Here is a 25,036-nt window from a genome sequence, read left to right as displayed (position 1 = left end):
AATAGGTCCATCTTACTGTTTTATATGGATTAAGTGGCACTGCTATATAAACTGATGGACAGTATAAACTAATAGACAGTCTTAGCTAAGAAAAAAATTAATTTGAAGAAATAACCGAATGCAAATGAAAACATCTTTTATATTATTTCTTCTTTTGACCCTAGCCTCTCTTGCTATAGCTCAAAAGAAGGACCAAAGACCGAATATTGTACTTATTATGGCAGATGATCTTGGTTATGGAGACCTTGGTGTATACGGTCAGCAAAAAATTGAAACGAAGCATATCGATTCATTGGCCGCCAAAGGAATGAAATTTGACAACTTCTACGCCGGTACATCTGTATGCGCTCCGTCACGATCATCTTTAATGACAGGACAGCATACTGGCCACACCTATGTACGCGGGAATAAAGAAATTGAGCCCGAAGGACAACAACCGCTAGCCGACTCTGTACAAACTTTTGCTATGCTTCTACAACAGGCAGGATATACAACCGGTGCGTTTGGAAAATGGGGACTTGGAATGGTCAATACAACAGGTGCTCCTGATCAAAAAGGATTCGATGAATTCTATGGCTATAACTGTCAACGACAGTCCCATCGCTACTACCCAACTCACCTCTGGCATAATAACGAAAGGATAGAACTCCATAGCAACGGTTTAATAGTCCAAGGACAGTATGCACCAGCATTAATCCAAGAAAAGACCTTGGAATTTATTGATCAAAATAAAGAGAAACCTTTTTTCCTTTATGTACCGACAGTTCTTCCTCACGCCGAATTATCAGGTCCGGATGACAAATATTATCAATTATATGCAAACAGGTTTGAGGAAAAACCATATAAAGGAAATGACTATGGACCGCAAGCCACTGTTCCAGGTTATGCATCGGTAGAAAAGCCGCATGCCATGTATGCGAGTATGGTAAGCCGTATGGATGCTTATGTTGGCCAAATTGTTGATCGGTTACGCGAAAACAAACTATTAGATAACACTATTATCATTTTTACGAGCGACAACGGATCGCACAAAGAAGGCGGAGCAGATCCCAATTTTTTCAATAGCTCTGGGGGGTTACGCGGCAACAAACGCGACCTCTATGAGGGTGGTATTAAGACTCCTTTCATTGTGTATTGGCATGGTAAAGTTGCCGAAGGAAAAACTTCAAACTATCTGGGCGCTTTTTGGGATATTATGCCTACGATGGTCGAACTTACCGGAGCAAATAAACCGCATTATACAGACGGTATTTCATTTTTGCCAACGCTGCTAGGTAAAAACAAGCAACAGAAACAGCACCAATATCTGTATTGGGAATTTCATGAAGATGGAGGACGTCAAGCCTTGCGCCAGGGAGATTGGAAACTTATCTTACAAAAAGTTACAAGTAGTCAGCCTACAGCCGAACTATATAATCTCAAACAAGATCCAACAGAACAACACAATATTGCTCAGGAAAACCCAAAGAAAGTAGAAGAATTACGTCTATTGATTGAAAAAGCGCACGTTGAAAGTGGTATTTTCCCATTGACAAGTGTAACCGGTCATAAAAAATAAAGCAACGATTTTGGGGAGTAGCGAGCTGCGTTTATTCCCTAAAAAAACTAATAAATTCCTTGAAAATATAGAACTGTAGTCAGCACGTTAAAAATAGAGATTATCTTTCCTGTCACAAGAAATCATATTTTTTTCACTAAGTTTACTGCCCGAGTACACCCATGAAAAGTCAAAAATCATATCAATATCACGAGCTTCTCCCTCTTATACGCCAAGGGGACCAACGAGCATTTGTTGTATTATATGATCTATTTACGCCCGATTTAATCGCTTTTATCGCAAAAAAAGTTGCTAGCAGTGAAGCCGCTGAAGATATACTGCACGACCTTTTTATGTCTGTATGGAAAAATCGGGAAATGATTGAACAAATAGAATCTCTCCCAGCCTACCTATTTAGCTCCTGTAGATACCTCATCCTTGCTCATTATCGCAAGAATTTAAAATTAAAGGTATCATCGCTCTATTTTGACGAGCTCGAACTGGAAGACGAAACCGTTGCAATAGAAGACAAACTCTATTACCGTTATATTATTGATATTGTCGCCAAAGAAGTCGAGAACCTTCCTGAAAAATGCCGACAAGTATTTAAATTGAGTCGTGACTTCTACATGAGCAACAAAGCTATTGCGCAGCAGCTTAATATCAGCGAGTCTACTGTCGAAAAACACATTAATAAAGCAATCAAGCATCTTCGAGCAGCAACAAGCCATTTATTTCATTTTACACTATTCTTCTAGTCAACGCCTGCACCTTTTTGACAAGTATTTACATCGATATTTTTACCCATTTTAAAAGACACTTTTTTTCATTTTCGACTGGAGGTTCCACCTTATTTTACACACTTGTATAGTAACTGACCATTCCAATGGAACCTGTTATGAATCAAATGAACGAAATATACAAGCTGATTTCCGTCTTCTTGAACAGGAAGGATACTGTTCAAGAGAGAAAAGAACTACTTGACTGGTTTGAAAAACAGTCCGAAAATGGCATTGCTGAGACCGAATTCGCAGCTATTCAAAATAATGCAAAAAAGAGCCTTATCAAGGATATACAAAATCCAGCAAGAAAAATTATACGGCTCCGCACAACCCGGTATATAGCTATCGCCGCCAGCATCCTGCTGATTGGTTTTTCGGTCATACAGTTTTGGCCAAAGCCCGAGATCTTAGCTACCACAGCACAATTGGCATCAATCCCACCCGGTAAAGAAAGAGCGGTCATTATCTTGGGAAATGGCAAACGAATAGATCTCGAACATCTTTCGCTCAATCAAAGTATACAAACAGGCGATGTTATTATAAAAAAGGATGGCAATGGACAAATCAGCTATCATGATGTTAAAACAGGAAAAATAAGCATACAGCAAAATAGCATGTATACGCCAAAAGGTGCCACTTATGACCTAACCTTATCAGATGGCACATTGGTGACACTAAACGCTGATTCGAAAATCTCTTATCCAACCTCCTTTGACAATGGAGACAGGGAAGTTGAATTACAGGGTGAAGCCTATTTTCACGTACAGAAAACAATCAATAGAAGCAAATTTATTGTTAAAACACGTGGTCAGAAAATTGAGGTTTTGGGAACCCGCTTCAATGTCAATGCATATCCCGAAACAGATAGAACCCAAACAACCCTAGAGGAAGGGTCTGTGGTAGTATCAGCACAGGATATACCACAATCCGCTATTTACCTAAAACCAAATGAGCAGGCTACTTTGCAACATGGCACACTAAATTCCCGCCACATAAATCTTGAAGAAGTATTGAGTTGGAAAAAAGGTCAGTTTTATTTCAATGGTAATAATACAGAAGAGGTCATGCAACAAATTGCCCGCTGGTATAATATTGACATTATCTACAAACGAAGTAAAAGCAAGGAAGAATACACAGGTACAATCCCCCGCAATCTAAGCTTAAATAAATTGGTGCAGCTGCTCAACTATGCGGATCTCAATACAAAAGCTTTGGTGGGTGACAATAACCGAATTAAATTAATCATTACATAACCAATTACTAAAATTATGACAAATACAAAACTGCCACCATAAATCCTTATTGCCAATACCAATAAAAAACGGACCCTGTTGGCGCAGAATCCGTAGTAGTAATTGGTATTAAAGCATCGTATAACATCTCAATTATTAACACATTAAAACCAAACGAATTTAATGAAATTTTCAATAACTCCGTTCATGAAGAGGGAGAGGGATTTTCATGAAGGGTTGTTTGGCGTTAACACGACGCCTAATAAAAGCCTTAAAAGTGAAAAACAAAAACCTTTTTTTGCGCGACCATTACCTAGATCTCTTATGAGGATCAACTTAATCACTTTATTGATCGGCCTAGGACTATCCCAAGTGGATGCTCATACCTATGCACAGCAAATTACGCTTAAAAAGCATAATGCAAGTCTTCAAGTTATTTTAAAGGATCTTGAGAAACAAAGTGGCTATACTTTCTTTTATAAGAAGAATGAAATCTCTGCCAGTAAGGACATCTCTATTGATGTAAAAAACCAGCCATTTTCGCAGGTTTTAAACATTGTACTGGAGAATGCAGATTTTACTTACGATTTCTTTGACAAAACAATTGTCATTAAGAAGAAAAATGAACCACGGCGAGATGCCTTTAACAAGATTATTAGCAAGCCAATAATCAATAAGAGTTTAGACCTGCAGCAAGAAACTCAAGTAACAGGCTCTGTCAGTGACACCTTGGGCAGAAAACTTACCGGTGTAAGCGTCAGTATCAAGGGAAAATCAGGCCTTGGTACAGCGACAGATATCAATGGAGCTTTTGTACTAAAAGTACCCGCTAACGCGACCCTGACTTTCACAATGGTTGGATACGATCCACAGGAAGTTGCTGTTAACGGAAAATCAAAATTTGATATCGTATTAAAAGAATCTGCATCAAGTTCTATTGACGAAGTCGTTGTTACAGCATTTGGTCAACGCTCCAAGAAGAGCGACCTTATTGGTTCCGTTTCATCACTTAGCCCCAAAGAATTACGTGCCCCAGTAAGCAATCTTACAGCAGCATTACAAGGCAAAGTTGCTGGTGTAGTTTCATTTCAACGCAGTGGAGAGCCAGGAGGCGACAATGCCGATTTTTTCATCAGGGGTGTAGGTACTTTTGGAACAAATAATAAACCATTGATTCTTGTCGATAATATGGAGGTGACAGCAGATGATTTGGCACGCATCCCCGTTGATGACATCGAAAACTTTTCGATCTTACGTGATGCCACCGCATCAGCCGTATATGGCTCTCGCGGAGCAAACGGAGTTGTCTTAGTGACAACAAAGATAGGACGTGACGGACCTGCAACGATCAGTTTTAGAGCCGAACAACGCATATCAACACCTACCCAAACGCTGAAATTTGCGGATCCCGTCACTTGGATGAAAATGTACAATGAGGCTGTTACAACACGAGACCCTTTGGGGGTAGAACCCTATGGGCAATATAAAATTGAACGCACCGCTGCTGGAGACGATCCGATCACCTACCCGGCAGTCGATTGGCTCAATGCGCTTACTAAGAAGACTACAACAACCCAAAACTACAATTTAAGTGTATCGGGCGGTGGACAAATTGCAACGTATAACGTGAGTGGAAATTTTACCAATGACAATGGTCTACTTAAAATGGATGCGTTGAACAACTTTAACAATAACGTTAATTTTAAAGTTATGAACCTGCGGAGCAATATTGGTATCAACTTAACCAAATCAACATTCGCCATGGTTCGCACCGTGGCCAATCTGCAAAATTACAGTGGTCCACCGACAAATGGAGCAGAAGCCTACAATCTTGCACTTCGTGCAAATCCTGTTTTATTTCTTCCAGTATATCAAGCCGGTCCTAGTCAGTCCTATATTCAGCATCCACTCTTCGGAAATGCCGATAAGGGACAGTACGCCAACCCTTACGCACAGATTATGCGCGGATACTCGGAAAGAAAGCGGAGTGATATTCAGGTGCAATTGGAATTAAAACAAGATTTTTCAACAATTCTTTTAGAAGGTCTAAATTATAGAGGACTGTTCAATCTAAGCAGAAATTCTTATTTTGCCCAATCACGCCAGTACAACCCGTTTTATTATGAGCCAATAGGAACCGATCCAAAAAACAACTCTTTGCTCTTTCGTGAGATCAATCCTGAAACAGGAACAGAATATCTCGATTTCGTTCCTGGAGAAAGAACCCAATCCGCTGTTTTCTATATGGAGAATCAGCTCTCCTATCAACGGACCTTTAATGAGAAGCACAATGTATTTGGCATGCTGATCAACACTATTCGAGATAATATCAAAACACCCGTCGACAATAATATTTCCCTGATCAATACGCTTCCCAACAGAAATGTGTCCTTATCTGGTAGCTTCACCTATGGCTATGATAATCGTTATCACGCTCAATTTGCTTTTGGGTACAATGGCTCGGAGAAGTTTTCAGACAAATTTCGTTGGGGATTTTTTCCTTCCTTCGGTTTAGCATGGAATGTATCCAATGAGCAGTTTTTCGAACCAATTAAGGAGGTCGTCAGTAATTTAAAATTTCGCTTCACACGTGGCATTCTCGGGAATGACCAGATACTTGATACGAGATTCTTCTATCTTTCGGATGTCAACCTGAATAGCACAGACTATGGTTATTCTTTTGGCTTACCTGCCGAGTCAGGACGTAGAACCGTCAACGGTATTGTGGTCAATCGGTATGCCAACCCTGACATTCGATGGGAAATTTCCAAACAAACCAACTTGGGAATTGACTTAAGCTTATTTAAAGGCGCATTGACATTTACAGGTGATTTTTATCAACAACAACGTGACAATATCGTTCAAGCACGTTCATTATCCTCAATCAACGGTCTAACCGCCGCTGTTTTTGCCAATGTTGGAGAATATAAGAGTAAAGGATTTGACGGCGAATTGGTCTACAATAAGTCTGTAAACAGTGATTTATGGTTCCAAGGCAGAGGAACATTCACTTTTGCAACAGGAGAATATGCATTCTTCGAAGAGCCGGCATATAAAAACGCGTACCGTCAACGTCAAGGAACTTCCGTCAGCAATCAGTTTGGTTATATAGCGGAGCGACTGTTTATTGATGACAACGAAGTCTATAATAGTCCCGCCCAAGAATTTGGATCAACAGTCCGTGGTGGAGATATCAAATACTTGGACGTTAATCGAGACGGTTTAATTAATGACGACGACCGCATGCCAATAGGCTATCCTACGACGCCAGAAATCAATTATGGCTTTGGTTTAAGCACAGGCTATAAGGGTTTCGACTGCTCGTTCTTTTTTAGCGGAGTTGGAAGAACATCGTTATTTATTAATCCAACAACGAATAATACAAGCAGTCCATTGAGCCGAGGGATTGCTCCATTCGGTGTAGAAACATCACCCAACGCTGTCTTCCAAGAGTGGGCAAATAACTATTGGTCCGAAGACAATAAAAACATCTATGCAGCATGGCCTCGTTTAAGCGTCATGCCAATGGCCAACAATACAGTTCAAAGTACTTTTTGGATGCGTAATGGCAGTCTGCTTCGTTTAAAACAAGTCGAATTAGGTTACACATTCAACAAAAAACTAACGCAACGATACAAATTCAAAAACCTGCGTATTTATGCCAGTGCAACAAATCTATTGCGATTTAGCTCTTTCAAATTATGGGATCCTGAAATGGGTGGTAATGCGCTAAACTATCCACTACAAAGGGTATTTAACATTGGTATCAATGCTAATTTATAAGAAACTATGAAAATGAGATTTAAGAAAAGTATAATCGTGTTAGGATTGTTAGTAGGTCTTTCGACCTCCTGTAATAAGTTTCTGGATGTTGTTCCAGATAATGCACCTGTACTCGACCAAGCATTCGCAATGCGTACAATGGCCGAGCGTTATTTAGTGACCTGTTATAGTCAATTACCGCAAAGCTTTTCAATGACCAATAACCCAGGGTGGCTTTCGGGCGACGAATTCTGGCTAAACTCCGAATCAACCTATTCGGGGTATTTCAATTGGAGAATTGCTTTGGGCAACCAAAATGGTGACAACCCCTTGTTAAATGCTTGGGACGGGAACAATGGAGCAACAAATCTTTGGGTGGGTATCACAAACTGCAATACATTTCTCGACAATATTATGTCGGTACCGGATATGACAGACGAAGAAAAACAGATGTGGATCTCTGAAGTCAAATTTTTGAAAGCCTACTATCATTTTCTCTTAATGAAACAATACGGCCCTGTACCTATCAGAGACAAGAATATCCCTATCTATGACAGCCCAGGATCTTCCCAGCTGCCTCGAAATAGTATAGATGAATGCTTCAACTATATTATCAGTATGATTGATGAATCCATCCCCAATTTAATGGATGACGTTACTGCAGTGAACAGTGAAACAGGACGCATTACAAAAATCGTCGCCAAAGCAATGAAGGCTGAGATATTGGTTTATGCCGCCAGTCCACTTTTCAACGGAAACGTTGGTACCGAAGCTTCAATTAAAAATAACGATGGCAAGGAACTATTCAACCACAGTTATTCGTCCGAGAAATGGCAATTGGCAGCTAAAGCCTGTAAAGAGGCCATTGATTTTGCTTCCGAGCATGGTAAAAAATTACACACCTGGACACCCACTGGAGGATTTACACCTCAAGCCAGTACGCAATTTCAGATGAATATCCGGGAGGCTTATAATGAAAACACAGATAATCCAGAAGTATTATGGCTGGATACCAAATCAACCGCCAATGGAACCATTCAAGGTTATTTTATGCTTCCTCGCTACACAGCCAACGCCACGTCCGGAACTTTATTGGGCTTTATGTCTGCGACTTTAAATATTGTGGAGAAATTCTATTCCAACAATGGTGTACCTATTGAGGAAGATATTACTTATCCATATACATCAAGATTCGATTTGATTACAGTTCCCAACACAGATGCTTATAAATATGATTTGGTCGCTGGGAAACAAACAGCCCGGATGAATCTAAATCGGGAAAATAGATTTTATGGCACCTTAATGTTTGATGCCGGACGTGTATTTATGCTACAAGCTGGTTCGGATGCGAATGCCTACAATATTGATCTCAAATATTCGGGATCGTCAGGAAAAGTAGACCCCACACGATTCAATTGGACAGGCTATGCCTCAAAAAAACACTATAATTATCGGAGTACCGTAGGTGCAAGTAACGCCTACACAGCTCGGTTATTTGGGCATCCGATCATGCGTTTAGCCAATCTCTACCTTTACTACGCAGAAGCATTAAACGAAGCAAATGGCCCATCAGCAGAGGCTTATTCCTACATTGATGCCGTCCGAACACGGAGTGGTCTCAAAGGTGTTGTTGAATCGTGGCAAAATTACTCTTCTGCGCCAAACAAACCCACAACCAAAGATGGGCTGCGTGAAATTATCAAACGTGAACGTACAAATGAGTTTGCTTTGGAAGGTGTGCGTTTTTGGGATCTTCGCCGTTGGAAAGATGCCGTCAAAGAATTAAACAACCCAATTTTAGGATGGGATATCAATCAATCATCCGAAGGCTCTTACTATCGGACAACACTATTATATACACGGTCATTTATGGATCGGGATTACTTTTGGCCATTGAGCTTAAATGAAAGAAGACGCAACCCAAATCTTGTCCAAAGTGCAGGATGGTAATTAAATTACAACTATCGCATCATGAAAAATTTAATCAATAAAATCGCTCCCATCATGCTAGCAATCCTTTTGATGGCTCCATTACTATGGACAAGTTGCAAGGAAGACATAGGCATCACCGCAGCAAGACAAGGAGAAAAACCGAATACCTTAAAGAACCTTGCCTATGAAGAAGCTCCTGGCGGAGCGAAGATCAGCTACGATTTACCAACATCAGCAGACTTACGCTACGTCAAGGCAACGTATACATTGGAAAATGGGAAAGAAATGGTCACCAAGGCCAGCATATACGACAATCAACTTGCTGTGCAAGGATATGCAGCGATCGGTGAACATGACGTTAGACTTGTGGCTGTCGCGGTTGGTGACGTGGAATCTGATCCCGTTACTATTAAAATCAAGACAGGAAAGCCTAATTATATCATTTTAGCCGAATCATTTAAATCTAACGATTTTTTCTACAGCACATTTGGTGGAGTAAACCTTAAATTTGAAAATAAAGATGCTGCAAATATCATTTTAAGTATATTCAAATATGGGGAAAATCCGACTACCAAAGAGGTCGGCTGGAATGTCCTGAACGAGACCTATACAAAATCCAAAGAAGGTGTTATTCGCGTTCGTGGTGAACAACCGATTGCAACCACCTACGGTATTGTAATCCGCGATCAATGGGGTAACGTATCAGACACCGTTCGTCGCAATTTGACGCCACAAGAAGAATATGAAATCAACAATTTATTGATTTATAATGGTATAACGGCCTATAGTGATATGAATAGAAATGGTGATTACATCAGCAATTACAATGCACAAGGTGGAAGTGCCGAAATGCAGGTATCACTATTTGATGGAATTGAAGGATCCCCCTATTATATCACAAACAAGCAGTGGTGGGGTAAGGCTGCCCCGATCCCATTCCAATTCACTTTGGATGCCCGTAAAAAGGCACAAATAAGTCGGGTCAAACTCTGGGGTCGAAACGACAATTATGGGCTATTGTTTCAAGCTACACACCCAAAAGAATTCGAGCTTTATGGCAGTAATTCACCGGCACAAGATGGTTCTTGGGATTCTTGGACATTACTCGGAACATTTGAAGGCGTCCGTCCATCCGGCCTTGCCTTTGGCACTAACGCGAATAGTGAGGATCAAGACTACGCGCGTAAGGGAGAAGATTTTGAAGTCAACTGGGATAACCCGAGCGGATTCAAATATTTCCGAATAAAAGTAAACTGTACGTGGAATGGCGTTCGAGAACAACCGCTAGGTAATGCCCTAACAGTTGCTATATCGGAATTGAAATTATATGGAAAATACGTAGACTGATAAATTATGAAAAAAATATTAAATTATATACTGATCGTGTTGGGTACTGTCCTTTTAAACTACAGTTGCAAGCCATCAGACTACTATTATGGGGAATACCTAAAAAATGGGGAAATCTACTATCCTGGCCGCGTAGATTCATTATCTATTATCCCGGGCAATCAAAGGGGAATACTGCGTTTTAAAGTAACGACAGACCCCAAAGTGAATAGTGTGAGAGTATATCTCAGGAGCAGCCTCTCACCTATGGCAGAAGTAAAAAATTACCCGATAGAAGCCAGCGAACATGGTAGAATAAAATTCATCACCTTAGATGCACTTTCGGAAGCAACATACACGGCAAACGTTTATTCATTTACGAGTCAAGGTGATAGTTCTCGAGCAGTAGCCTCGAGTCAGTTTATTTACGGGCAGAGTTATATACGAACCCTTGTCAATCGCTCATTTTCAAAATTTGACAAAGCAAACGCCAGTGAGCATTTCCTGGTATTGGCTCGAGAAAATAACCTGCCCAGACAGGGTACATTTTACCCAATGCAGTTTACAGAAGTTACTTACCTGAATAATTCAGGAGATTCCACGACAGTTCGCATTACCCCTTATGAGGACTTTGCAAGCCTAAAAAATATTGTAAGTCCAAGTACAGTCAAATACAGAACTGTTTACAAACCTGTACAAGCTTCCATCGATTATTTTTACACTGCATTTACAGAACAGAAGTATAGCAAATAACACAAATGCCAACAAAATTGTAACTATTGCGATGATACGCAGTAAGGTAAATAATAGCTATTTCCTTACATGCATTTTTTGATCCCGTCGATTACAACAGAAAAGGTTAGACGGAAACGCTTCCCAAGCAGTTCCCTGTCTAACCTTTTTTAACTATCTTTTTTTAGATACATTTGTGCCATAATTGGAAACTAAAAATGGATAGTACAATTGCACTTTGGCTAAAACAAATCGCAGAAGGCGACCGAACTGCATTCGATGCACTATACAATCATTTCTGGAAAGCAATATACCAATACGTCTATCCCAAAACTAAAAATACCGAAGCAACCGAAGATATTCTACATGACCTATTCTTGAGTATCTGGAAAAATAGGAGTAGATTGCAAGAAATCAACAATATCGAATCCTACCTCAAAACTGGCGCACGCTACCTAACCTTCTCCTACTTCAATAAAAATAGCGAACAGCATAGGATGGATATCGATAAGGTAGACATCATCCTCGATGATGCGCCAATCGAAGATCGCTTACATTACCGCTATTTATTGGACCTCATTCAAGAAGAAATACAAAATCTTCCCGAACGTTGCAGAATTATTTTCAATGAAAGCCGTGTCAACCACAAATCCATCAACCAGATAGCCCTTGAATACGGCTTATCAAAAAGTACGGTTGAGAATCAAATAAACAAAGCGCTCAAGCGTTTACGCCTAGTTACCAAAGACTTCCACACCTTTCTCTCATTTTTTTAATTTTTTTTCATTTTAGCGTAGGTGCTTTCAGATGTTTCGATGACTATATCTATACAAGGCTAACCAAACGACTTGTAAAGTCATCATGATGTGTTCAAGTGATACGGGACAATGAATGTCACTGATAACTTCATCATAGCTGAAACAGTCGAATGCAAAATAAATCTCATAAAGAGACTGCTTACTAATGAATAAACAGATTTAACTAAATGAAAGTACCTAATACGCTGCAAAAACTAATCGGAAAATATCTATTGGGCTTCGAAAATAAAGCGGAATATGATAACCTAAAAAAATGGTTTGATGAATCCGATGCACAAAGCACGCCTAATGACAGCGACATTCAAGCAGGTCAACTTCGTGTCTTACAGCGTCTAAATAGAAATCAGGTATTTTATGCGCCTCGTACATTTAGTCAAAAGTATAAATATGGAGCCCGTATTGCGGCATCCATCACCATTGCGCTTGGTTTTGCTATGGGCTATTACTATTACCAATATGCTGTCTTCGACAAAATAGCTCCTCAACAACTCGCCTCAATCCGACCAGTTCAGGAAAATGTACAGCTTACTTTTGAAGATGGAGCAGTCGTCATACTCAATAACCAAGGTAAAGCTACCCAAGCCATTGAAGGCGTTCAGGAAATTAAAAACGGAGAACTTATCTATCATGACAATGCAAATCACATCGTTCAAAATACGCTTTCAACACCTCGGGGTCAACTATTTAAAATTGTACTTCCCGATGGGACCAAAGTATGGATGAATGCGAATAGCTCCCTGAGATACCCCTCGAAATTCATAGGCCCAGAGCGTTTAGTTGAATTACATGGAGAAGCGTATTTTGAAGTTAGCAAAAATCCGGAACAACCCTTTATCGTAAAAACAACAGAGCAGCAAATTAAAGTTTTGGGCACACATTTCAATATCAATGCCTACGATAATGATATGACAATCCAGACAACACTCGTTGAAGGAAAGGTCGAAGTATTACATCAGCAACAGAAAATGATCCTAATGCCGAATCAACAGGCTATTTCTACAGGATCAGCACTTAGTAAGAAAAATGTGGATGCCGCCGAATATATAACCTGGCGTGAAGGTTATTTTACCTTCCACAATGCCACAGCAAATGAAATCATGCAACAGTTGGCAAGGTGGTATGATCTCAATGTCCGTCCTGACGACTCCGAAATAAACGAACGATTCAGTGGAAAGATCAATAAACAGATGAATTTGCAGGAAATCCTAACCGTTCTGCAATCTGCTGGATTGAATTTCGACATCGTGCAGAATAAAAATCAACAAAAAACAATCCTACTGAAGAACTAAATTATTAATACTAAACTTATTAAACATTAACCTAATGCAAAACAACAGGAAGGCCACACCTTCGGTCCCATGGGACAACCATGTCCAAATCTCAGTAAACTCAAACGCCATCACCTGGCCTCGGGCTTTTGTGAAGAGTAGTAATGACAACACATTGCACACCGTATTTACCCGAAAAAACAAGCTGCGCTTTCACCTTGTTTCGGCGCTTTTGACGGTCAGTCTCCTGCAGCTTTATGGAACAACAAATGCACAGCGCATTTCTATTAACTCAAACAAATCGTCCATCAAACAAGTTTTCCAACAACTGGAAAAACAATCTGGCTATAGTTTTTTCTATAAAGACGTTGTACTCGAAAAGATCAAAGATAACGGTGTTAAATTTGAAAATGGGACCCTACAACAGGCACTGGATGCCATTCTAAAACCGAATGGTCTCGACTATGAGATTGTTAATAAGACCGTGGTGATTAAACCTGCGCCAAAAAAGGGTCTGAATAATAGCATAGTGAGCCGGATCCAGCAACAGTATATCACTGGAAAGGTAATAGATGAAAACGGGAAACCCGTTGAAGGGGCATCCATACGCCAAAAAAATGATGATAGAAAATCAGTTAAAACCAATACAGATGGCGTCTTCAATCTGCCAATCACTGCATTGAATGAAATGTTCATTGTCTCCTTCATTGGTTACGAAAGCCAAGAAATAAAAGTAACACTATCGGTCAATAGCATGTTTGTAAAACTTCGCAGGAAGGATAATACAATCGAAGAGGTTGTTGTTACAGGAACAGGAATCAATAGAAATAAAGACAGCTTTACAGGTACAACCACAAAATTCTCTGGTGCTGAATTAAAAGCAGTGAGCAACAACAATATTATTCAAAGTTTGAAGACATTGGATCCTTCTTTTTTGCAAATTGAAAACAATTTGGCAGGATCAAATCCAAACGTCATGCCAGTGATTGAAGTTCGCGGTAAGAGCAGTATCCCTAGCTCCACGTTAACGGACCAGTTTGGCGCTGATCCCAATCAGCCGCTATTTGTATTGGATGGATTCCCAACAACAATACAGACTATTGTTGACCTTGACATGAATCGCGTCGCATCAGTAACCATACTTAAAGATGCTGCATCAACGGCACTATATGGTTCACAAGCATCAAACGGTGTTGTGGTCATAGAGACAATCAAACCCAAACCTGGCGAATTGCAGTTTACATACACACAAGATTTTAGGTTCGAAATACCCGATTTATCAGCCTACAATATGATGAATGCGACTGAAAAATTGGAATTTGAAAGACTGTCGGGACGTTACAACTCATCATCAAGTCCCACACAACAGGTCTACCTGGATAGCCTTTATAATCAACACCTTTCATTTGTAAAGAAAGGTGTTGATAGTTACTGGTTAAGTGAACCACTACAAAATGGTTTCTCGACCAATAACTCGATCAATGCCGCTGGTGGAGACGAAACTTTTATCTACAACCTGGGCCTAAACTATCGGGCAGGAAAAGGAGCCATGATTGGCTCCGGAAGGGATAGCTATAGTGGTAGTATCAACCTAACGTATCGAAAAAACAAGGTAAATATTAACAATATTACCTATATCAGAGGTAACAAGACAACCGAATCCCAATATGGCTCATTCTCTACCTGGGTAAATACAAATCCATATTATGAAAAAAATTCGGAACAGCCCTATTTAGAAATTAGTCGAAAATCCAATTCCTCAGTTGATTTTTATATCGCTAATCCATTATATGATGCTTTGCTGCCACAATATAATAAATCCAAAAATTTGGAGGTACAAAATAACTTTAATGCCAACTATGATATCACAAGTTACCTAAGAGCAAATGCGGCGTTACAAATTACGAAGGGGACAACAGAAGGAAAAATCTATAAGTCACCCGAGATGAGTGATTTCTTTGATACGCCAACTTTACGGAAAGGAAAATATACAGACAGCAGGAATAGCAATTTTTCCTACCAAGGAAATTTTATGTTAACCTTTTATAAAACATTCGCGCAAAAGCATCAATTAAATGCCAACTGGCGTAATACCATCGCTGAAAATAAAAACGACTCGTATCAAACTGTCGCGGAAGGATTTCCTGCAGGAAGCACCGGTAACCCACGTTTTGCTTATAGCTACCTCTTAGATGGTGCTCCTCTCGCATCAAGTAGCACCTATCGTTCGGTCAATACAACACTAAGCGCGAATTATTCTTATGATAACCGCTACCTATTTGACATCGTATACAGGCTCGACGGATCAACGGCCTACGGAAGTAATAAGCAATTCTCTCCCTATTATGCCGTAGGGTTAGGTTGGAATATTCATAAAGAATCATTTGCTAAGCGAATGCCCTGGATTAACTCCTTACGGCTAACAGGAAATATGGGTATAACAGGGAATCAGAATTTCGCTAATATTAGCTCAATTTCTTTATACAACTATACCAGTGCTAATTACAACCAATTCGGCCAGGGTGTAACACTTAACATGCTGGGCAATCCCAATTTAGAACCCCAAAAGACACAGCAGATCAGCACCTCTTTAGATTTCAGTTTGTTCAAAAACCGTTTCACGGGTTATATTAATGCATATACCAAGAGAACAGATCCGTTAATTGTTCCGGTAGACTTACCATCCTCTACCGGCGTATTTTCCTATCCCTATAACATTGGTAGTCTAACCTATAAAGGACTGGAGACTAAACTTACAATTTATCCGATTTATAATCTTGAAAAAGGAATCACATGGAATATTGGGCTTACCGCCGCAAGCTATAAGAGTCAATATGGCGGATTTGGCGACATTCTGAGAACTCTCAACAAACAGCAGGAAACATCCAAATCCTTAATCAGATATATCGATGGAAATAGCGCTGAAGCCATTTGGGCGATTAAATCTCTAGGGATTGATCCGACCACGGGAAAAGAAGTTTTCTCGACTAAAGATGGACAATACACTTTTGATTATAGCGCTGCTGACGTAGCCAATGTTGGAAATACAGCACCTAAAGTGGAGGGAGTAATTTCCACGAACCTTCGAATCAGAGGATTTACACTCGGACTTGGCCTACGCTATAGATTAGGTGGCGATATCTTCAATACAGCATTATTTGATAAAGTAGAGAATATTAACTTCATCAACGTTGTAAACAACCAGGACAAACGTGCATTATACGATCGGTGGCAACAACCAGGAGATATTGCCCAATTTAAAGCGATCTCCCAAACGGCAACTACACCTATATCGTCACGATTTGTCCAATCGCTAAACACACTAAGCAGCGAAACCTTAAATATTGGCTATCTATTTGACAAAGGCCCTTGGCTGGAGAGCATGAGGCTAAAAGCATTATCTGTCAACCTAATGGCAAATGACTTCTTATATTTCTCCACCGTCAAAAGAGAGCGTGGTATAACCTACCCTTATGCTAGAACTTTCGCCTTCTCTTTCAGAGCATCATTTTAATTATTGATTTATGAAACGCACTATAAAATTACTCCTAATTCTGCTAACAGCCTTGACTTTTTTCTCTTGCAAAAAATTTTTAGATGTCCAGCCAGAAGATAAAGTCTCGGAATCTCAGTTATACAGTACCAAAAATGGTATCAGGTCCGTACTCAATGGTATTTACCTAGATCTTGCAGCAAATCAATTATATGGAGATAACCTGACACTTTCCACAATCGAAATCCTCGGCCAGCGCTACAATATCAGTTCTGAGCACAATCAGTATAAGACTTCAACTTATGCGTACAAAGACAAACCAACGGTAAACCAAATGGAAAATATCTGGTCTACAGCATATTCAACAATCCTGAATATTAATGTGTTCTTGGAAAATCTTGATAAATACAAAGGTGTTTTGGATCAATCCACAGAAAATGGCTATCGAGGAGAAGCTATCGCCATGCGTGCATTTCTGCATTTCGATCTGTTACGCTTATATGGTCCACGATATTCGACTGTTGATTCTACAAAGCAGAGCTTACCTTATTATAAAAACAGTAAAACTGAAGTAAATCCTTTATTACCTGCCAATCAATTTATGGATATCGTATTGGCCGATTTAAACATTGCTGAAACCTTACTTCAAAACGATCCTATTATCACGACGGGCGTGAACGTTTCCAAGCCAGAAGATCTCGTCGATTTTCAAAACAATAACAGAAATTACCGGCTTAATTATTATGCCGTAAAAGGCCTCAAGGCGCGAGCTTATCTCTATCGTGGTGACAAAACCGATGCTTTAGCAATGGCTAAGAAGTCATAGCTGTCAGCGACAAATTTCCGTGGACGACTTCCGCCAATGCATTGGTGGAAAAACAAAATCCCGATCGCATATTCTCAACAGAAATGTTATTTGGCGTGATGAATTCCCAGCTTTATAATCGTTACCTGAATTGGTTCGATCCCTCCATTAGCGAAAGACAAATATTAGCTCCAACGCCAAGTCGCTTAACCACCGTATACGAAAATAATGAAAATGATTATCGATACAATTTAAACTGGCAGATGCCTTCCAATGGATCCAAACCCTATAAAACTTTTCTTAAATATGCAGATGTCGTGGATAAGACCAAAACTTTTCGGTTCAGCATTCCTTTGCTCAAAATAAGTGAAATCTATTACATCGCGGCAGAATGCGAGCCCAATAGTGCTGACGGGATAGCGTTGCTCAATATAGTACGTGCCAACCGAGGCTTACTACCATTGGCAACAACGGCAAACATTTCAACCGAGCTCCAAAAAGAGTATCAAAAGGACTTATTCGGAGAAGGGCAGCTTTTTTATTACTACAAGCGGAGAAACGTAACATCTGTAGCCAACGGCTCAGCAACAAGTGGTAATGTAACGATAAACTACAACGTTCCCCTTCCAGATTCTGAATCTATTTATAGACAATAAAATGTTACCCATGAAAAATATATATTATCTATTCCTCGCCTGTGCAACTATTACTTGCCTCTTTTCATGTGAAAAAGAACTCCAAAAGTATGAAGGAAAACCTACCGTTTATTTTAATGAAACGGCCCGGCCCCTTGCCTATTCCTCAGAAGTCCTTAAAGATTCTACTGTTATTTCTTTCAGCCTGACGAAAGGAACAACCGTTGACTCCCTTGTGCATATGGTCATTGCCACAATAGGAGGTGCCGTGGATTACGACCGACCGTACAAAATAGTTTCAAATTCATCCTCTACTGCAATCGAGAGTAAGCATTATGAACTTATCACCAAAGATTTTTCCATCAAAAAGAATCAGCTTCGGGATACTATATGGCTCAGATTCCTGAGGACTCCTGATATGAAAGACCAAACTTTCTTACTCAGTTTTGACCTCCTTGAAAACGAAAATTTTTCGGTCGATATGCAGTTTAAAACTACCAACCAGACTACGGGTCAAAAGCTGAATTTTATCAATTACAGATGGTTTATTAACGATATAACAAAAAGGCCTGCCCGTTGGTTGGACTTCTATCTCGGAACATTTTCCCGTACAAAGCTCAACTTAATGGTTGAAATCCTTAATGTCGATCCACAATATATGGATACCAATATTTCAATTGCTGAAACATTGGCCTATGGCAAATTTATGCAACGGTATCTGAATGAGCAGAAAGCAGCTGGCAACCTCATCTTAGACGAAGACGGCCAACCAATGAATATGGGAAGTGCCACGCAATAGCCTACAAACTTAAAATGAAAAAAATGAAAAATATCTCATATTCAATTATTAGCTTCCTGATGGCATGTATGTTCCTTGGGGGCTGTAAAAAAGATCTTGGAAATTACAATTATTCACAAATAAATGAATTGGATACGATTACAGAACTGCCCAATGAAGTCACTGCCCTTGTCGGTAAAGACCTACTATTGACACCCAAGATACAATTTACGCAAGACAGCAAGTTTATTGAAGATAATTACCAATACCAGTGGACTTACATTGGCCCCAACGGTCTGGGAGGGCAGGAGATATTCTCCCTAAGTGAAGAAAAAAATCTGAATATTAAAATGAATCTCGTTGCAGGAAGCTATTTAGCTTATTTTTCGGTCACAGACAAACAGACCGGAATAAAATATACACATCCTTTTAAACTTAAAGTGGTCAACGAAATCAATGAAGGCTGGATTATGATGAACGAGGCCAATGGAAAGGCCAGAGTTGATATGCTCGTATTAAATTCCAACAATACTTTTGACTTGTACAATGATGTTTTAGCCTATACCGGATCTGAGCTGAAATTAACCGGCAAACCTGTTATGACCTATACCTATTCGACAGGATTATTACTCGGACCAGACAAGATCAGTTACGGACTATATTTTGGCACAACCACCGGAACAACAAAAGTAGACCCCAACACCTTTAAATGGACAAATACCATGGGTCTATCTTATGAAATGATTGGTACAATTCCGGCCGGATTTTATGCTGACGTCATCCAACAAAGAAATGGTTCATCTTCCTATTTAATAGGTGGTGGAAACGCTTACTTTTATGATCGGGCATTGAATATATTCTACTCATCCCCGATTAATTACATCGCAGCTGAAGAAAAAAGTTTTGAGGTAGCTCCTTTTATAGGAGGACGACATACAGATGTTTCCAATCCGGTTACATTATATGATAAAACCAATCGAAGATTTGTGCGCCATGTATCTACCGCTTCAACTTGTACCACACTTATCGACCCGGACAAGGATCTCAAGTTATTCAGTTTTAAAACAGGACTGGATATGGTATACATGCGTTGGATGGCATACAACGGTGGTGAGATCTTCGCTATCCTAAAAGAGCCTAATGGGTCAAAAAAATACCTCGCAAGGTTCAACGCTGTCAGCACGGCACAGACTTACTATAATGAAATCACCGGCACAGACATCGATAAAGCAGAATTCTTTGCATTCAATCCTGAATTTGGCTACCTGTTTTATAGTGCTGGAGGTAAAATTTATGAATACGATATGACTTATAAAACTTCCAAATTGATGGTCGATCTAGGAGATAAAAAAGTAAGCTATCTGAATTTTTATGAATTCAAGAATTCCACAAAATATACCAGTGGAAATAAACTCATGGTAGGATTTTATGACCCTAACAAGGCAGACGGTACCGAAGGGAGCTTAAATATTTATACCGTCCCAGGGCTGAATGCAAATATTGTGCTGGATAAATCCTATACAGGTTTTGGTCGACTCAAAAATTTAACTTATCGCGAACGCTAATATTCTAACTATACGTTTCTTCATACTATTCTCATCCTTAATTAATTCGAGGGAATAGTATGAATTTTAACAAGCTTCAGCCCGAAGTGGATTACGAGCTTGGTCGATAAATAAATAGTCATTGTATTATACTAAACAGATTAAATATTCCCTTAAGCCAATGAGCATCGGGAATGAAAGCGATTATAAGCGATTTTATGAAATATCTTCAAATTAAAAGGTCATTTTTGCTCGGTTTATATGTATTGGCAGGATGCTATTGTCATGCCCAAACCAAAAACATATTCGGCGAAAAACTGTTCCAAACTTTCCAACAGAAAGACACCACATTAATTGTGGCTGAACTGGCTTCAAATTTCTCCATAGCAGGACACACCGATGCTGGCGCCAAGTTTCGGTTAAACCAGATTATCAAAAATTATCCTGTTTCAAAAATTGAGGTTATAACAGAAAAAAAAACAGCAAAGGGAACACTCTTACAATTAAACGTTACAGCTGAGACGGATAAAAAGTCCAATACTGAGGCCTTACTCGATAAATCCGGCAAGTTAGTGCGCCTTTCCTTATTTGACCAACTTTATGGTATGCAACGTAAGGAAAAAGCACAATTACGGGCAACTATTCCTTTCGAAAACAAAAATGGATCCATCTATCTCCAGGTCAAAATCAATGGCTACGAAAAACCATTACGACTATTGTTTGATACTGGAGCGGACGGCATGGCTGTACACCAACAATTAGCCGATGCTATTGGCCTAAAGGTCACAAGAGAGAATAATGCTTCCGTGGTTGGTGGCAATACCAAAATTCAAGTATCGGACAATAACAGCATTCTTTTAGATACCTTAAAATTAAACGGACAGGGTATTGCCATATTCCCAGAAATGGGTAAAGAAGGCGATGGTATCATTGGTAATACCTTGATTCGCCAATTTATTACCCACATCGATTACGACAAAAACATTATCTCATTATATGATTTTGGCGATTTTCAATATAAAGACAAAGGAACTACCGTTCCGATTACAATGCCCGCGGGAGTGATGATTCTTCCCGGTCAACTCGAAATTATACAGGGCAAAGCGTATACCGGACATTTTGTTTTCGATACCGGAGCATCCTATGATCTGATCTGTTTCCGTCCCTTTGTACGCCAAAATAAACTACTTGTTAGTGGATTTAAGCCAGAAGCTCAAGCAGCAACCGTAAGTATGGGAGTTTCTTCACCCACCTTCTCCGGCAACAGCTTTCAATTTGCGATTTCAAAACTTCCAGCCATATCGGGCTTACCAATAACCTTAATGGGCGGTAGCTCCGCAAACGAGCAATGGCAACCAGGTTTTGATGGATCCATTGGCGTTCGTTTACTGAGTAGATACAATATGACCATCAATCTAGCAAATAATGAGGTCTATTTTTCACCGAATAAACTACATACCGCCCCGCAAGACTTTCTGGTAAAACACCATCAATTTGGATGGGACAATGCTGGTCAACTGAAAGCTTTAGGAATAATAGGTGCCCTTGAAAATCCCGACGGCTTAAAAGCAGGGACCATAATTCAAAGGATCGACAATTACACCGAAGACCAACTGAAGAAAAAACCGATGCTGATTGAAGAAATAAGACTAAAAGCGAAGGAACAGCCCATTCTCATTACCGTTGCGGACAATAAAATCATTACAATTTAAATTTTAACAGATCGTATAAATACGAACGCTCCAAACAATAAATAGATGAAAAGAATTATTCTTTATATGATCACAACCTATTGTGGTCTATTTCTGCCCTATTTGCTAAAAGCACAGGAAAAAGCCTTTCAAGGCACCTATGCGGAATGTCAAGCTCAAGCGAAAAAAGAAAACAAACTCATTCTTATTGACCTTTACTTTGTCGGCTGTATGCCCTGTGCCGAAATGGATAAACAGGTGTTTCCTGATCCAAGCGTGGTCGAAGAATTAAAAGCCAATTACCTGCTTTATAAAACAGATGTGATGAAGGAAATGGATGGCAAAAGGCTGGCCCGAAAATATGGTGCACCGGGTTTTCCAACTTATGTGATTGTCAATGCTGATGGTAAAACTATCCTAACAGAATCAGGATTCTTTGGTGTAGACCGATTTGTTCCCTTGCTAAAGGAAGCCGTTCAACGCAACAAATCCCAATTATTTCTAGCCTTTAATACCGATCTGGATAATGATTATCCAGCCGCTTATAGTGAACGCTTTATCAAAAGCAGTGAGAAGCACGATTTTCTAGAATTAGAAGGTTATCTGGATCAACAAAAAGACCTTTTCAGCGAAGCAGCATTTTTAGCCAATAGCATTACCTCATTCCCAAAATATACCAATTGGACCTATGATAACTTGCCCAAACTGATCAAAATGTATGGTAGAAATCTCCTCCGCAATAAAATTTCGGCGCTAGCCGCCAAGAAAAGTAAACAATTTGGTTCTACGCAACAGCTGGACAGCTTAGAAAGCATGCTCACATATATTCGTCCAACTTTTAATGACAAACTATGGGATGTCTTTTTGCCTGGATTCATTACAAATTATTACACGAGTTCCCAAGACGCTAACACTTATTTGACGCTGATCAATCAGTACAAATTGTACAATAACTGGGATCTGAAGAGCAATGCATTGGGGCAAGTCATTATAGACCAGGCAAAGAATACTGAAGTTCTAAAAAAGATACTGACTGAATTTCAACAACAGCAACTTAAACAGCAACTGGATGCAGTAGACAGCTACCGTTTGGCACTTTTATATTATTATTTACAGGATTTTAACCAGGCGACAAAAGCCGTTACTGCACTCCTAAAAGCAGATCTATCGCCCGCCTACCTTTCCACACAGAAAAAAGAATTTATAGCGTTGAAAGATGCAATTGACAAAAAGAATTCGACACAATTTCAAGCGAAAGATATCAAAAAAATTATTCCACTTAATATCAGTTAAACCCAAAGAATCATGATCAGAAAAACCATTTTATTATTGACCACATTTATTTCAACTTTTGCAGCACTAGCGCAACAACCGAGCAATGTCACCGGTACTACAGATCCTATCAAGGTGAAACGCGTCGGATTATTTAAAGTACTCAATGGACGATTGAAAGAAATTGCAACAGCTATTCCGGATGCTGCAGGTCGGTTTGGATTCCGTTTCACACCCGAGTACGAGGGTCTATATTCGATCGGTAGCGGAACCGCACAAAACCAACAAGGATTATTTCGCTTCTATTTCAAAGGAAATGAGGACCTAAACCTAAAATTGACCTCAAGCGACTATGAACTTACAGGCAAAAACAGTCCCGAAAACGAAGCGCTTTATACATGGGATAAACAATCAAAAAGTTTCCGCGATAAGGGAACAACGCCAGGTGGAATGAGTACTTACGTCGATTTCTTTCCTGAAGTCGAACAGTTTAAAGAAAAACTCACTGGAATAAAAAAATCCATTAACACTGGAAACGCTAACTTCGACAAGTTTTTTCCCGAAATCGTAGATTACGATTTTGCCTATTATGCGATCTCTTACTTATACATGCCTCGTACAGCGCACCCAAGCAAAGAAGAAATGAGCGATTATTATACACAATTCAGTGCCGATCGCTTTCTCACAACTGAGCTACTTAAATTTCCTTATGGCGATCGCTTTATGAGTAACATGATCTATAGAAAACTGGATCTAGCAACAAAACCAACATTTGACCAACAGGTCGCCGCGATAGGTCCCGATGTACTTAAAGGACAATATGTACTACAACGTTTGGAAGGAGCTCGCTCCTACAACGACTTTCAGGACATGAACACGACCTATAAAAAATATTTTACCTTACCCGAGCAGATCGAACGAGCCAAAACTGTTGAAGCCAAACTCGTGGAAACAAAAACGGGCGTACCCGCTTTTCAATTTAGTTATCCGGATATAACGGGCAAGAAGGTGAGTCTGTCAGATCTAAAGGGCAAAGTTGTGTTAATTGATATGTGGGCAACTTGGTGTGGCCCATGCCGTGCAGAAGAGCCCCATTGGGAAAAATTGAACGAAGAATTCATAGGAAAACCGGTCGCTTTTGTAGGCGTATCCGTAGACCAAGATAAACCAAAATGGGAAGCCTACGTCAAGGAAAAGAACTTAAAAGGTATCCAACTGCATGCCGGATCAGGAAATACTCTATCCGACGCTTACAAAGTCAATACCATTCCACGTTATATCCTCATCGACAAATCTGGAAACTTGATCTCTGCAGATAGTCCAAGGCCAAGCGACCCTAAATTGAAAGCTTTGCTTGAAGAATGGAGTAAAAAATAAAAACCGGATTACATCCTACCTATACAAAAAGATCCCAGTTGAAATAAAACTG

The 25,036-nt window shown here is 39.7% G+C and carries 17 protein-coding genes; all 17 read left to right on the top strand.

All coding sequences use genetic code 11. The features are described from left to right. Positions 1-124 precede the first annotated feature (124 nt). The 17 genes from AAH582_RS01480 (at position 125) to AAH582_RS01400 (ending at position 24,984) form a co-directional block, all read left to right on the top strand. Positions 125-1,558: an arylsulfatase gene (locus AAH582_RS01480; RefSeq protein WP_343321052.1), complete on the top strand. Its 1,434-nt coding sequence runs from the start codon at positions 125-127 to the stop codon at positions 1,556-1,558. Positions 1,559-1,719: 161 nt separating this feature from the next. After that, positions 1,720-2,295 (top strand): RNA polymerase sigma factor, encoded by a 576-nt coding sequence (locus AAH582_RS01475; RefSeq protein WP_343321051.1) that lies wholly within the window; start codon positions 1,720-1,722, stop codon positions 2,293-2,295. A 149-nt stretch (positions 2,296-2,444) separates the two neighbouring features. Next, positions 2,445-3,572, top strand: a complete 1,128-nt coding sequence (locus AAH582_RS01470; RefSeq protein ID WP_197084068.1) for a FecR family protein — start codon at positions 2,445-2,447, stop codon at positions 3,570-3,572. 303 nt (positions 3,573-3,875) lie between these two features. Further along, positions 3,876-7,334: a TonB-dependent receptor gene (locus tag AAH582_RS01465; RefSeq protein WP_343321050.1), complete on the top strand. Its 3,459-nt coding sequence runs from the start codon at positions 3,876-3,878 to the stop codon at positions 7,332-7,334. Between the two features lie 12 nt (positions 7,335-7,346). After that, positions 7,347-9,263, top strand: coding sequence for a RagB/SusD family nutrient uptake outer membrane protein (locus tag AAH582_RS01460; RefSeq protein ID WP_343321049.1), 1,917 nt, complete (start codon positions 7,347-7,349; stop codon positions 9,261-9,263). A 21-nt stretch (positions 9,264-9,284) separates the two neighbouring features. Then, on the top strand, positions 9,285-10,592 hold the full coding sequence (locus AAH582_RS01455) for a DUF5000 domain-containing lipoprotein (RefSeq protein ID WP_046674727.1): 1,308 nt from the start codon (positions 9,285-9,287) through the stop codon (positions 10,590-10,592). A 6-nt stretch (positions 10,593-10,598) separates the two neighbouring features. Continuing rightward, complete coding sequence (locus AAH582_RS01450) at positions 10,599-11,324, top strand: DUF4998 domain-containing protein (RefSeq protein WP_343321048.1); 726 nt, start codon at positions 10,599-10,601, stop codon at positions 11,322-11,324. 197 nt (positions 11,325-11,521) lie between these two features. Further along, positions 11,522-12,079, top strand: coding sequence for an RNA polymerase sigma factor (locus AAH582_RS01445; RefSeq protein WP_046674725.1), 558 nt, complete (start codon positions 11,522-11,524; stop codon positions 12,077-12,079). 209 nt (positions 12,080-12,288) lie between these two features. Further along, entirely contained in the window at positions 12,289-13,410 is a 1,122-nt protein-coding gene (locus tag AAH582_RS01440) for a FecR family protein (RefSeq protein WP_053003760.1), read from the top strand. A 34-nt stretch (positions 13,411-13,444) separates the two neighbouring features. Further along, complete coding sequence (locus AAH582_RS01435) at positions 13,445-16,903, top strand: SusC/RagA family TonB-linked outer membrane protein (RefSeq protein ID WP_343321047.1); 3,459 nt, start codon at positions 13,445-13,447, stop codon at positions 16,901-16,903. A gap of 10 nt (positions 16,904-16,913) precedes the next feature. Beyond that, positions 16,914-17,708: a RagB/SusD family nutrient uptake outer membrane protein gene (locus AAH582_RS01430; protein WP_343321046.1), complete on the top strand. Its 795-nt coding sequence runs from the start codon at positions 16,914-16,916 to the stop codon at positions 17,706-17,708. Positions 17,709-17,752: 44 nt separating this feature from the next. Beyond that, positions 17,753-18,343, top strand: coding sequence for a RagB/SusD family nutrient uptake outer membrane protein (locus tag AAH582_RS01425; RefSeq protein ID WP_343321045.1), 591 nt, complete (start codon positions 17,753-17,755; stop codon positions 18,341-18,343). 10 nt (positions 18,344-18,353) lie between these two features. Continuing rightward, positions 18,354-19,121: a DUF4843 domain-containing protein gene (locus AAH582_RS01420; protein ID WP_197084067.1), complete on the top strand. Its 768-nt coding sequence runs from the start codon at positions 18,354-18,356 to the stop codon at positions 19,119-19,121. A 23-nt stretch (positions 19,122-19,144) separates the two neighbouring features. Beyond that, positions 19,145-20,665: a PKD-like family lipoprotein gene (locus AAH582_RS01415; protein WP_343321044.1), complete on the top strand. Its 1,521-nt coding sequence runs from the start codon at positions 19,145-19,147 to the stop codon at positions 20,663-20,665. A 197-nt stretch (positions 20,666-20,862) separates the two neighbouring features. Then, positions 20,863-22,356 carry a retropepsin-like aspartic protease gene (locus AAH582_RS01410; RefSeq protein ID WP_197084065.1) on the top strand — a complete coding sequence of 498 codons (1,494 nt, stop codon included), beginning with the start codon at positions 20,863-20,865 and terminating at the stop codon, positions 22,354-22,356. A 45-nt stretch (positions 22,357-22,401) separates the two neighbouring features. Further along, a complete protein-coding gene (locus AAH582_RS01405) occupies positions 22,402-23,628 on the top strand; it encodes a thioredoxin family protein (protein ID WP_343321043.1) in 1,227 nt (408 codons plus the stop codon). A 12-nt stretch (positions 23,629-23,640) separates the two neighbouring features. Continuing rightward, entirely contained in the window at positions 23,641-24,984 is a 1,344-nt protein-coding gene (locus AAH582_RS01400; RefSeq protein WP_046674720.1) for a TlpA family protein disulfide reductase, read from the top strand. Positions 24,985-25,036 lie beyond the last annotated feature (52 nt).

Source organism: Sphingobacterium multivorum, assembly GCF_039511225.1.
In the GTDB taxonomy this organism is placed as follows: Bacteria; Bacteroidota; Bacteroidia; order Sphingobacteriales; family Sphingobacteriaceae; genus Sphingobacterium.
The sequence above is the reverse complement of the archived record's forward strand: the minus strand, read 5'-3'. Positions and strand labels throughout refer to the sequence as shown.